The organism is Pseudomonas sp. UF-293 (genome assembly GCF_058245595.1).
Window position 1 is genome coordinate 13,626 of the sequence record NZ_JBSICA010000009.1, and the last position, 11,854, is coordinate 25,479.

Here is an 11,854-nt window from a genome sequence, read left to right on the forward strand (position 1 = left end):
GCGGATTCGAAGGCCCCTTCGCGAGCAGGCTCGCTCCCACAGGGGGAAATGCATTCCAAATGTGGGAGCGAGCCTGCTCGCGAATGAGGTCGACTCGGTCAGTCGAGGGTCGAACCGCTCACTACTGGACCACCACGCTCCGGAAAGAACAGGCGCTGCAATTCAATGCCCGGATTTTCCGCGCGCATGAACGCTTCGCCGACCAGGAACGAATACACGTCGCTGATTTCCATCAGTTCGACGTCGGCACGATTGAGAATGCCGCTCTCGGTGATCACCAGGCGATCGCGCGGGATACGCGGCAGCAGATCGAGGGTGGTTTCCAGGCTGACATCAAAGGTGTGCAGGTTGCGATTGTTGACCCCGACCAGCGGTGTGTCGAGGGTCTTGAGCGCGCGCTCCAGTTCGTCACCGTCGTGCACTTCCACCAACACGTCGAGACCGACGCCTTTGGCCACGGCGGCCAGCTCGGCCATCTTCACGTCGTCCAGTGCGGAGACGATCAACAGCACGCAATCGGCGCCCAGCGCGCGGGCTTCAACGATCTGGTAGGGATCGATCATGAAGTCCTTGCGGATCACCGGTAACTTGCAGGCGGCGCGCGCCTGTTGCAGGTAGGCATCGGCGCCCTGGAAGTAATCGATGTCGGTCAGCACCGACAGACACGTGGCCCCGCCCTTCTCGTAGCTCTTGGCGATGTCAGCCGGCACGAAGTCTTCGCGGATTACGCCTTTGCTCGGCGAAGCCTTTTTGATTTCGGCAATCACCGCCGGTTGTTTTTTCTTTGCTTGCGCCAGCAAAGCCTGGGCAAAACCACGGGGTGCATCGGCCGCCTTGGCCAGACTTTCCAGCTCGCTCAGGCTGACCCGGGCGCTGCGCTCGGCGACTTCCTCAACCTTGCGCGCCAGAATGTTTTCCAGAACCGTCGGTACACTCATCCTTCATTCTCCACTTTGAATACCGCGGTAAAGGCACCCAGCTCCTCGAGTTTTTCCCGAGCGAGGCCGGTGTGCAGCGCGTCGTGCGCCAGCTCCACACCTTGTTTCAGACTGCTTGCCAGGTCGGCGGCGTAAAGCGCCGCACCGGCATTGAGCACAATCATCTCGGCAGCTTTCTGGCCGTTTTCGGTTTTGCGCTTGCCGAGGGCATCGCGAATCAGCGCCAGCGACGCTTCCGGGCCTTCAACCGACAGGCCGTGCAGGCTCTGGCTCTTCATGCCGAGATCTTCCGGCTCGACCCAATACTCAGTGATTTCGTTGTTTTTCAGCTCGGCGACAAAGGTCGGCGCGGCGAGGCTGAACTCGTCAAGACCGTCCTTCGAATGCACCACCAGCACGTGTTTGCTGCCCAGCCGCTGCAAGACTTCGGCCAATGGCCGGCACAGCGCCTGGGTGAATACGCCGACTACCTGATGTTTCACACCGGCCGGATTCGTAAGCGGGCCGAGCATGTTGAACAGCGTGCGCAGGCCGAGTTCGCGGCGCGGGCCGGCGGCATACTTCATCGCTTTGTGGTGAGTCTGGGCGAACATGAAACCGATGCCGACGTTGTCGATGCAACGCGCGACTTGGACCGGCGTCAGGTTCAGGTAGATGCCGGCAGCTTCCAGCAGATCGGCGCTGCCACTTTTGCCGGACACCGCGCGGTTGCCGTGCTTGGCCACGGTGCAACCGGCGGCTGCAACAACAAAGGAGGACGCAGTCGAGACGTTGAAGATATTCGCACCATCGCCGCCGGTGCCGACCACATCGACGACGCCGTCGAGGGTTTTCAGCTCGACCTGATCGGCCAGCTCGCGCATCACCGATACGGCGCCGACGATCTCGTCGATGCTCTCGCTCTTCATGCGCATGGCCATCATGAACGCGCCGATCTGCGCTTCGGTGCATTGCCCGGTCATGATCTCGCGCATCACATCGCGCATTTCATCGGTGCTGAGGTCGAGGTGTTCGACGATACGGCTGAGGGCTGTCTTGATATTCATGGGAAGTCCTTAGCGCGTGCCGCCGGTTTGTTTGAGGAAATTGGCAAACAGTTCATGACCCTGTTCGGTGAGGATCGACTCGGGGTGGAACTGTACACCCTCGATGTTCAGGGTCTTGTGACGCAGGCCCATGATCTCGTCGACCGAGCCGTCATCGTGCTGGGTCCACGCGGTCAGCTCGAGGCAATCGGGCAGGCTGTCGTGCTTGACGATCAGCGAGTGGTAACGGGTAACGGTGAGCGGATGATTGAGGCCGGCAAACACGCCCTTGTCCTCGTGGAATACCGGGCTAGTCTTACCGTGCATGACTTGGCGGGCACGCACCACATCACCGCCGAAGGCTTGGCCGATGGACTGGTGGCCGAGGCAGACGCCGAGGATCGGCAGTTTGCCGGCGAAGTGCTTGATCGCGTCGATGGAAATGCCAGCCTCGGTAGGCGTGCACGGCCCCGGGGAAACCACGATGCGCTCGGGATTCAGCGCTTCGATTTCGGCGATGGTCAGTTCGTCGTTGCGCACCACTTTGACTTCGGCACCCAGCTCGCCGAGGTATTGCACAACGTTGTAGGTAAAGGAGTCGTAGTTGTCGATCATCAGCAACATGGCGTTTCGAACCTCTTGAATTCTGACTTGATGACAGCCTTCAGATGACTTGCCCGCAGAGCGCTGCGCGATGTCGGACGCGCACAGGGCGCCAGCACAGCGGCATTTCAAACAGACAAGGAAGGCAAAGCGATACAGATCCGGCGGAGCCGGCAGAAAAGATTCAGGCGCGCCAACGCCAGCGGGCGTGTGCCTTGATGACTTGATCCAGAAGTTTGCTGGTGATCAACACGGGGAAGGTCTCGTTCATACGTTCCGGCACAGTAACTTAGCTGGGCGGAGCGTGCAATATGGCGGGGCCTGCGGGCTGGAAAACGGCAGAAGGATTCGCGACCGATGGCAAAATGCCGAACGTTTTTGGTACTGTCGTTTCGTTCACCTACAACAATAAATAAACGGACTTGCTCATGATCAGACAGACGTTGTTTGTACCGCTGGCCAGTTGCGTGCTCGCACTCGCCTGCGCCCAGGCCAATGCGGCGCCCAATCCTTATTCCAGTTTCATTGTGTTCGGCGACAGCCTCAACGATGCCGGCACCTTCGCCGACACGGGCGGCCCGGCGGGTTCCACCGAGCGCTACACCAACCGCACAGGGCCGGTGTATCAGGATGGCAGCGGCGAAGTTTATTCATTGAATTCCACGCAGTTGCTCGGCGCCCGCCTGGGCTATTCGCCTGACCAGACAGCTTCTTCCAGCTCCGCAGTGCGAGCCGAAAACGGCCAGCCCGACGGCAACAACTGGGCGGTCGGTGGTTATCGCACCGACCAGATTCTCGACTCGATCACCACCCAATCGGCCACCGGCGAACGCACCCGCGCCGGCTACCTGCCATCGAACGGCTTCCGCGCCGACCCGAATGCGCTGTACTACATTTCCGGTGGCGGCAACGACTTCCTCCAGGGCCGTATTCTCAGCCTGCCCCAGGCCAACGCCGCAGCCGATCGGCTGGCCGACAGCGTGCAGACGTTGCAGACCGCCGGTGCCAAATACGTGATGGTCTGGCTGCTGCCTGACGTGGGCCTGACCCCGGCCCTTAACGGCACGCCGCTGCAAGCATTCAGCAGCACCCTCGCCAACCAGTTCAACAGTCAGTTGGTGACGCGCCTGCAGGGCATCAACGCCGAAGTCATTCCACTGAACATTCCGGTGCTGCTCTCGGAAGTCTTCGCCGACCCTGGGCGCTTTGGCCTGGCCACCGACCAGAACCTCACCGCGACCTGCTTCAGTGGCAATAACTGCCCGGAAAACCCCCGCTACGGGATCAACAGCGCCACGCCGGATCCGACCAAGCTGATCTACAACGATGGCGTACACCCGACCGAATCCGGGCAGAAACTGATTGCCGATTACGCCTATTCGTTGCTGGCAGCGCCATGGGAACTGAGCCTGCTGCCGGAAATGGCCCATGGCACGGTGCGCGCGCATCAGGATGAATTGCGTAATCAGTGGCAGGCGGATTGGGAGAACTGGCAAGCGGTCGGCCAATGGCGTGCGATTGTCTCGGCCGGCGGACAGCGTCTGGATGTCGACAGCCAGAGCAGCGGCGCCAGTGCCGATGGCAGCGGTTACAACCTCAACGTCGGCGGCAGCTATCGCCTGAACGAAGCCTGGCGCCTGGGCGTGGCGGCCGGTTTGTACCGGCAGAATCTCGAAGCCGGGCACAATGACTCCGATTACAAACTCAACAGCTACATGGCCACCGCGTTCGCCCAGTTCCAGCAGAACCGCTGGTGGGCCGATGCTGCGCTGACCGGCGGCAAACTCGACTACGACAACCTCAAGCGCAAGTTCGATCTCGGCGCCAGCGAGGGTGCGGAGAAAGGCGATACCGACGGCAGCCTCTGGGCGTTCAGCACGCGTCTCGGCTATGACATTGCGCAACCGGGCAGCCAATGGCACCTGTCGCCGTTTGTCAGCGCCGATTACGCCAGTGTCGATGTCGACGGTTACTCGGAGAAGAGCAACCGCGCCACCGCGCTGACCTTCGATGACCAGAGCCGCGATTCGAAACGTTTGGGCCTGGGCATTCAGGGCAAGTACAACTTCACCGCGCAAACCCAGGTGTACGGCGAATACGCCCACGAGCGTGAGTACGAAGATGACGTGCAGAAGGTCAACATCGCACTCAATACCCTGCCGACGAATGACTTCACCCTTGAAGGCTACACACCGGCAAGTCACCTGAACCGCTTGAGCCTCGGTGTCAGCCACAAGCTGACGGCGGATCTGGCGCTGCGTGGCGGTTATACGTTCCGCAAGGACGATGACTTCAAGCAGCAGGGACTGAATGTCGGGGTCGTGCTGGATTTCTGAGGTGTAGATGCAAAAAGCGGCGCCCCTGCAGGCGCCGCTTTTTTATGGCAGTACACAAAGCAAATGTGGGAGCGGGCTTGCTCGCGAATGCATTCGGTCAGTTGATGTAAAAATCGACTGATCCACCGCTTTCGCGAGCAAGCCCGCTCCCACAAGGGTTGGGTGTGGGCTCAGGCGTCCGGGGTTTGCTCGGCCAGGGCCACGGCGCGGAACATCGCGCGGCGTTTGTTCAGGGTTTCTTCCCATTCCAGCGCCGGCACCGAGTCGGCAACGATGCCGCCGCCGGCCTGCACGTGCAGTTCGCCGTTCTTGATCACTGCCGTGCGAATGGCAATGGCGGTGTCCATGTTGCCGTTCCAGGCAAAGTAACCGACCGCGCCGCCGTACACACCGCGCTTGACCGGCTCCAGTTCGTCGATGATTTCCATCGCGCGAATCTTCGGCGCGCCCGACAAGGTGCCGGCCGGCAGAATCGCTCGTAGTGCGTCCATCGCGGTCAGGCCAGACTTCAACTGGCCGGTGACGTTGGAGACGATGTGCATCACGTTGGAATAACGTTCGATGACCATTTTCTCGGTGAGCTTCACCGAACCGATTTCCGAGACTCGCCCGGTATCGTTGCGGCCCAGATCGATCAGCATCAAGTGCTCGGCGATCTCCTTGTCATCCGAGAGCAGGTCCTGCTCCAGCGCCGCATCGGCCTCTTCGGTCGCGCCGCGTGGGCGCGTGCCGGCGATCGGGCGCACGGTGATCAGGTTGTCTTCGACGCGCACCAGCACTTCCGGCGAACTGCCGACGACGTGGAAATCGCCGAAGTTGAAAAAGTACATGTACGGCGTCGGGTTGAAGCAACGCAGCGCGCGGTACAGATCGATCGGCGCAGCCTTGAAGTCGATCGACATGCGCTGCGACGGCACCACCTGCATGCAGTCGCCAGCGAGGATGTATTCCTTGATGGTGTCGACGGCTTTTTCGTAATCGTCCTGGGTAAAACTCGAACGAAACACCGGATCGGCCGATTGCTGCTTACTGAAGTCCAGGCCACGACGCGGAGTGATCGGCTGACGCAGTTGCTCGAGCAGTTCCTGCAACCGCGCCTGGCCTTGCTCGAAGGCATCGGCCTGCGCAGGGTCGGCGAGGACGATCGCGTGCATCTTGCCAGCCAGGTTGTCGAACACCACGACGGCGTCGGAGACCATCAGCAGAATGTCCGGCACGCCCAGCGGATCCGGGTTCGGGCACTTGCCCAGACGCTTCTCTACATAACGTACACAGTCATAACCGAAGTAGCCGACCAGCCCACCGTTGAAGCGCGGCAGGCCGGCGATGGTCGGCACGTTGTAGCGAGCCTTGAAGGTTTCGACGAAGGCCAGCGGATCTTCAACCTCGTGGCTTTCGGTCTCGACGCCATCAACGCTGATACTGACGTGATGGTCGTGCACCCGCAGCACGGTGCGGCACGGCAGGCCGATGATCGAGTAACGGCCCCATTTCTCGCCGCCCTGCACCGATTCGAGCAGATAGGAGTTGGGCTGGTCGGCCAGTTTCAGGTAGATCGACAGCGGCGTGTCGAAGTCGGCCAGGGTTTCGCAGGCCAACGGGATGCGGTTATAGCCGTCAGCGGCCAGACGCAGGAATTCTTCGCGATTCATAAGGTGCCTCGTGGTGTGAGGTGCAATCAGTCAGTCAGGCGAACGCGCCGGCAAGGCCGGCCAGAATCAGTCAGGCGCGCCAACGCCAACGGGCCAGGGCCTTGATGACTTTCATCCAGAGTTTGCGGGTGACCACCACGATGGCGTTTCCAGAAGGGGGTTGAACAGCGTCGGGCAACGTTATCCCACCGGCCAGATCCAGGCAACCGGGAATTAGTTTGCGCAAATCGTCGATCACCAGTGCCGGCGATTCCTCGGCAATTGGCCGGCCATGGTTGTAGCCATAACTGAGCGCCACACACTTGACCCCCGCCGCTTTCGCCGCCTGCACATCGCTGCGCGAGTCGCCGACGAACAACGATTGCGAGGCCGGGATGTTGGCCATTTTCATCACGAAAAACAGCGCCGCCGGGTCAGGCTTCTTCTGCGGCAGAGTATCGCCGCCGATGATCCACTTGAAGTAGCGGCCGATCTTCATCTGATCGAGCAGCGGCGCGACGAAGCGCTCGGGCTTGTTGGTGATCAGCGCCATGGCCACGCCTTGCTTGTGCAGCCACTTGAGCGTGTCGCGCACACCGGGATAGACCACGGTCAGCTCATGGCTGGCGCCGTACGCCTCCATGAAAATCTCCAATGCGCGCTCGGCTTCAGCGTCATCCACTGCTGAGTGATCGATGCCACCGGCCAAGGCCCGACGCACCAGTACCGGCGCGCCATTACCGACCCATTCGCGCACCGCTTCGATACCTGCCGGCGGACGACCGAGGGAGAGCAGCATGGTGTCCACCGCCGCTGCCAGGTCGGGAACCGAATCGATCAGCGTGCCATCCAGATCGAACATCACCAACCGTGGCAGTTGCCCCGGGAACAGCTGCTCAAAACCGCTCATGGGCGCGCCAGAGCCAGTTCGGAACGCATCTTGTCGATGACTTCCTGATAGTTCGGCGCGTTGAAAATGGCCGAGCCGGCGACGAAGGTATCAGCGCCAGCAGCGGCAATTTCGCGGATGTTGTTGACGTTGACGCCGCCGTCGATCTCCAGGCGGATGTCGCGCCCCGAAGCATCGATGATCGCCCGCGCTTCACGCAGTTTGTCGAGGGTGCCGGGAATGAACTTTTGCCCGCCGAAGCCCGGGTTGACGCTCATCAGCAGAACCATGTCGACTTTGTCGATCACGTACTTGAGCACGTCCAGCGGAGTCGCGGGGTTGAACACCAGACCGGACTTGCAGCCGCCTTCGCGGATCAGTTGCAGCGAGCGATCGACGTGCAGCGTGGCTTCCGGGTGGAAGGTGATGTAGGTCGCGCCGGCTTCGATGAAGTCGCCGACGATGCGGTCCACCGGGCTGACCATCAGGTGCGCGTCGATCGGCGCGGTGACGCCGTACTTGCGCAGTGCCGCGCAGACCATCGGGCCGATCGTCAGGTTCGGTACGTAGTGGTTGTCCATGACATCGAAGTGGACAAAGTCGGCGCCGGCGGCGAGAACGTTGTCCACTTCCTCGCCGAGGCGGGCGAAGTCGGCGGAGAGGATCGACGGAGCAATTACGAAGGGCTGCATGACGCACCTGTGCTGAGCTAAATCACGATGGCGCGCATTGTATACCTCAAGTTTCCACGCGCGCACCGGGACCGCGATGATTGGGTTGTGCCATGAGCCCTCAGCGACCGCGCCTCAGTAAGCCGCGCGGTAGATCTTCTCGATGTCGCCGGCGCTGAGTTTGCGCGGGTTGTTGCGCATCAGCCGCTCGATGCCGGCCGCCTCCACGGCCATCGCCGGGATCGCTTCCTCCGGCACGCCGAAACTGCGCAGCCCGGCAGGGATTTCCACCGCCGCGCACAGGTCGGTCATGGCCTGCACGGCTTTGTCCGCAGCTTCGCTGGCGCTCAGATGCGCGGTCTTCACGCCCATGGCTTCGGCAATATCCTGCATGCGTTCGACGCAGGCCATTTTGTTCCAGGTCATCACATAGGGCAGCAGCAAGGCGTTGCTGACACCGTGGGCAATGTTGAAGCGCCCGCCCAGCGGATACGCCAGCGCATGCACCGCCCCCACCCCGGCGTTACCGAACGCCATGCCGGCCATCAGGCTGGCGGTGGCCATGTCTTCGCGCGCTTGCAGATTGGCGCCGTTGGCGTAGGCCTTGGGCAGAGCGCTGGCGATCAGCTTGATTGCGCCGATGGCGAGGGAGTCGGTGATCGGCGAGGCATTCACCGACAGGTAGGATTCGATGGCGTGCACCAGTGCATCGACGCCACTGGCAGCAGTGACGCTGCGCGGACAGGTCAGGGTCATCTGCGGGCTGACCAGCGCCACATCCGGTAGGAGATAGTCGCTGACGATGCCTTTCTTCAACTGCGCGACCTTGTCGGAGAGGATTGCCACGTTGGTGACTTCGGAACCGGTGCCGGCGGTGGTCGGGATGGCGATCAGCGGCGGGCCTTTGCGCGGCACCTGGTCGACGCCGAATAGATCTTCCAGCGCGCCGTGGTAACCGGCGTAGGCAGCGACACTCTTGGCAATGTCGATGGCGCTGCCGCCCCCCAGTCCGATCAAACCGTCATGCCCGCCTTCGCGATAGGCGCGCATGCAGTCCTCGACGATGGCGATTTCCGGGTCGGGCAGCACGCGGTCGAAAATCTCGTACTCGCGCCCGCCGAGTTGCACCAGCGCCAGCTCGACCGTGCCGGACTTGACCAGCGCAGCGTCGGTGACGATCAGCGGGTTGTCGATGTCCAGACGCGTGAGTTCGGCGGCCAGTTGTTCGATGGCTGCGGCGCCGGTGATCAGTTTGTGAGCGATTTTGAACTGGGACAGACTCATGGTGCGCAGCCTCTTATAGATGTGGGAGCTGGGCACAAGATTAGCTGGGGATTTGGGGTTGTCTGCTATTCACCCTATGAATGACCAGATCCAGAAGACCACGATCAACTGTGGGAGCGAGCCTGCTCGCGAATACGGTAGCCCTTTCAACTGATAGCCAGCTGACACACCGCTTTCGCGAGCAGGCTCGCTCCCACATTTTTAGCCGCTTTCGAAGTCAGACCTGCGCAGTACGCAGTTTTTCGCTGCGCCCGCGCAGCCATTCCAGGGTCAGCAGCAGAATCACCGAGAAGGCAATCAGCAACGTCGCCGCAGCCGCAATCGTCGGGCTGAGGTTCTCGCGAATTCCGCTGAACATCTGCCGAGGCAATGTCGCCTGCTCGGGACCTGCGAGAAACAGCGTCACCACCACCTCATCAAACGACGTCGCAAAGGCAAACAGCGCCCCGGAAATCACCCCCGGCGCAATCAGCGGCAAGGTCACCCGACGGAACGCGGTCAAGGGCGATGCACCGAGACTCGCCGCCGCCCGCACCAGATTGTGATTAAACCCCTGCAACGTCGCCGACACCGTGATGATCACAAACGGCACACCCAGCACCGCATGCACCACGATCAGCGAGAAGAAGCTGTTACCCAACCCCAACGGCGCAAAAAACAGATAACTCGCCACACCAATAATCACCACCGGCACCACCATCGGCGAAATCACCAGCGCCATCACCAGCGCTTTACCGGGGAAGTCACCGCGAGTCAGGCCAATCGCCGCCAGCGTACCGAAGATCATCGCCAGCACCGTCGCCGCCGGGGCAACGATGATGCTGTTCTTCAGCGCGCGCATCCATTCCGCCGAGGCGAAGAAGTCGTGATACCACTGCAGCGAGAAACCCTGCAGCGGATAGACCAGAAAACTCCCCGAGTTGAACGACAGCGGAATGATCACCAGCACCGGCAGGATCAGGAACAACAGAATCAGGCCGCAGAGGATCCGCAGGCTGTAGAACCACACCCGTTCGATGGGCGACATGTAAGGACTCAGCATCGCAAATTCCCCTTAGCTCAGGCGCAGGCGACTGGCGCCGACCAGCCAGCTGTAAATCAGATAAAGCACTACGGTCGCCAACAGCAACAGCCCGCCCAGTGCGGTGGCCATGCCCCAGTTGATGCTGGTATTGGTGTAGAAAGCGACGAAGTAGCTGACCATTTGGTCGTTCGGGCTGCCGAGCAGCGCCGGGGTGATGTAGTAGCCAATCGCGAGAATGAACACCAACAGGCAGCCGGCGCCGACGCCGGCGTAGGTCTGCGGGAAGTACACCCGCCAGAAACTGGCGAACGGATGGCAGCCGAGGGAAATCGCCGCGCGCATGTAGGTCGGCGAGATGCCTTTCATCACGCTGTAGATCGGCAGAATCATGAACGGCAGCAGGATGTGCACCATCGAGATGTACACACCGGTGCGGTTGAACACCAGTTCCAGCGGTTTATCGATGATGCCCATGGCCATCAGGCCACTGTTGATCAGACCGCCGGATTGCAGGAGTACGATCCACGCGGCGACGCGCACCAGAATCGAGGTCCAGAACGGCAGCAGCACCAGAATCATCAAAAGGTTGCTCTGCCGCGATGGCAGGTTCGCTAGCAGGTACGCCAGCGGATACGCCAGCAACAGGCAGATCACCGTAATGACCAGACCCATCCAGAATGTGCGGGCGAAGATATCGAGGTAGATCGCCTGATCCGGGGTTGCCGGAGCCAGTTCGCCGAGGTCATCGATGCGGTGATCGACCGCCGCCAGCAGGTAATACGGAGTGATGCTGCTGGTGTTGCGTTTGACCGCTTGCCAGTAGGCCGGGTCGCCCCAGCGTTCGTCGAGCGCTTCCAGCGCTTCTTTATAAGAAGCCGGTTCGCTGGCGAACGGCAGCGCCCGGGCGGTTTTGGTCAGCAGGCTGCGGTAGCCGGCCAACTCCATATTCAAGCGCTTGGACAGATCGCCCAGCGTCTGGTTTTTGCGGGCTTCGCCGAGGTCTTCGCTGGCGGCCTTGTACACCGGCTCGGCCGGCAGACCACGCCCGTCCCAACTGGCGATGGCAGTGACAGTGCGCGGCATGCCGCCAACCACTTCCGGGTTGCCGACGCTTTTATAGAGCAGCGCCACGATCGGCACCAGAAACACCAGCAGCAGAAACAGCACCAGCGGCGCAATCAGCGCCTGCGCCTTCCAGCGGTTGACCCGCTCGGCGCGCTTGAGCTTCTGCTTCAAAGTGGGGCTGGCGCCCTCGTTCAGGGGAACGGCGATGGCCATGACGTACTCCGCAAATCTTTGATCGTTACAAAGGTGGCGAACCACCTCTGTTGCGTTGAAACACAGCAACCTGTGGGAGCGAGCCTGCTCGCGAAGAGGCCAGCACATTCAATATCCATGCTGGCTGATCTACCGCTTTCGCGAGCAGGCTCGCTCCCACAGAAGGGCGAGCCCT

At 61.3% G+C, this 11,854-nt stretch carries 10 protein-coding genes; 1 reads left to right on the forward strand and 9 read right to left on the reverse strand.

Annotation, left to right across the window (positions count from 1 at the left end; genetic code table 11):
- Positions 1–98 precede the first annotated feature (98 nt).
- The 3 genes from trpC to AC4IHP_RS12330 are packed head-to-tail and all read right to left on the reverse strand — an operon-like array spanning position 99 to position 2,587.
- Complete coding sequence (gene trpC / locus AC4IHP_RS12320; protein ID WP_073476588.1) at positions 99–938, reverse strand: indole-3-glycerol phosphate synthase TrpC; 840 nt, start codon at positions 936–938, stop codon at positions 99–101.
- Positions 935–1,984, reverse strand: coding sequence for an anthranilate phosphoribosyltransferase (gene trpD, locus AC4IHP_RS12325; RefSeq protein WP_041476682.1), 1,050 nt, complete (start codon positions 1,982–1,984; stop codon positions 935–937). Before trpD ends, trpC begins: the two co-directional genes overlap by 4 nt.
- 9 nt (positions 1,985–1,993) lie before the next feature.
- Complete coding sequence (locus AC4IHP_RS12330) at positions 1,994–2,587, reverse strand: aminodeoxychorismate/anthranilate synthase component II (protein ID WP_039757738.1); 594 nt, start codon at positions 2,585–2,587, stop codon at positions 1,994–1,996.
- Between the two features lie 407 nt (positions 2,588–2,994).
- On the opposite strand from AC4IHP_RS12330, the gene estP reads away from it, so the two are divergent.
- The gene (gene estP, locus AC4IHP_RS12335) at positions 2,995–4,902 is read left to right on the forward strand and encodes an esterase EstP (protein WP_490831793.1); all 1,908 of its coding nucleotides are present in this window, start codon (positions 2,995–2,997) and stop codon (positions 4,900–4,902) included.
- A gap of 170 nt (positions 4,903–5,072) precedes the next feature.
- Here the strand turns inward: estP and trpE are convergent, their stop codons facing one another.
- The 6 genes from trpE to AC4IHP_RS12365 form a co-directional block, all read right to left on the reverse strand.
- Entirely contained in the window at positions 5,073–6,554 is a 1,482-nt protein-coding gene (gene trpE, locus AC4IHP_RS12340; RefSeq protein WP_490831794.1) for an anthranilate synthase component I, read from the reverse strand.
- A 70-nt stretch (positions 6,555–6,624) separates the two neighbouring features.
- Positions 6,625–7,443, reverse strand: coding sequence for a phosphoglycolate phosphatase (locus AC4IHP_RS12345; protein ID WP_041476686.1), 819 nt, complete (start codon positions 7,441–7,443; stop codon positions 6,625–6,627).
- The gene (rpe, locus tag AC4IHP_RS12350; protein WP_007918813.1) at positions 7,440–8,114 is read right to left on the reverse strand and encodes a ribulose-phosphate 3-epimerase; all 675 of its coding nucleotides are present in this window, start codon (positions 8,112–8,114) and stop codon (positions 7,440–7,442) included. Before rpe ends, AC4IHP_RS12345 begins: the two co-directional genes overlap by 4 nt.
- Positions 8,115–8,228: 114 nt before the next feature.
- A complete protein-coding gene (locus AC4IHP_RS12355; RefSeq protein WP_016772910.1) occupies positions 8,229–9,377 on the reverse strand; it encodes an iron-containing alcohol dehydrogenase in 1,149 nt (382 codons plus the stop codon).
- A gap of 217 nt (positions 9,378–9,594) precedes the next feature.
- Positions 9,595–10,419 (reverse strand): ABC transporter permease, encoded by an 825-nt coding sequence (locus AC4IHP_RS12360; protein ID WP_008084123.1) that lies wholly within the window; start codon positions 10,417–10,419, stop codon positions 9,595–9,597.
- Positions 10,420–10,431: 12 nt separating this feature from the next.
- Positions 10,432–11,679 (reverse strand): ABC transporter permease, encoded by a 1,248-nt coding sequence (locus AC4IHP_RS12365; protein ID WP_460121835.1) that lies wholly within the window; start codon positions 11,677–11,679, stop codon positions 10,432–10,434.
- Positions 11,680–11,854 lie beyond the last annotated feature (175 nt).

What these genes read in the sequence shown, in the direction of transcription:
- trpC (WP_073476588.1), bottom strand. Translation starts at nt 938, where the DNA reads ATGAGTGTACCGACGGTTCTGGAAAACATTCTGGCGCGCAAGGTTGAG.
- trpD (WP_041476682.1), bottom strand. Translation starts at nt 1,984, where the DNA reads ATGAATATCAAGACAGCCCTCAGCCGTATCGTCGAACACCTCGACCTC.
- AC4IHP_RS12330 (WP_039757738.1), bottom strand. Translation starts at nt 2,587, where the DNA reads ATGTTGCTGATGATCGACAACTACGACTCCTTTACCTACAACGTTGTG.
- estP (WP_490831793.1), top strand. Translation starts at nt 2,995, where the DNA reads ATGATCAGACAGACGTTGTTTGTACCGCTGGCCAGTTGCGTGCTCGCA.
- trpE (WP_490831794.1), bottom strand. Translation starts at nt 6,554, where the DNA reads ATGAATCGCGAAGAATTCCTGCGTCTGGCCGCTGACGGCTATAACCGC.
- AC4IHP_RS12345 (WP_041476686.1), bottom strand. Translation starts at nt 7,443, where the DNA reads ATGAGCGGTTTTGAGCAGCTGTTCCCGGGGCAACTGCCACGGTTGGTG.
- rpe (WP_007918813.1), bottom strand. Translation starts at nt 8,114, where the DNA reads ATGCAGCCCTTCGTAATTGCTCCGTCGATCCTCTCCGCCGACTTCGCC.
- AC4IHP_RS12355 (WP_016772910.1), bottom strand. Translation starts at nt 9,377, where the DNA reads ATGAGTCTGTCCCAGTTCAAAATCGCTCACAAACTGATCACCGGCGCC.
- AC4IHP_RS12360 (WP_008084123.1), bottom strand. Translation starts at nt 10,419, where the DNA reads ATGCTGAGTCCTTACATGTCGCCCATCGAACGGGTGTGGTTCTACAGC.
- AC4IHP_RS12365 (WP_460121835.1), bottom strand. Translation starts at nt 11,679, where the DNA reads ATGGCCATCGCCGTTCCCCTGAACGAGGGCGCCAGCCCCACTTTGAAG.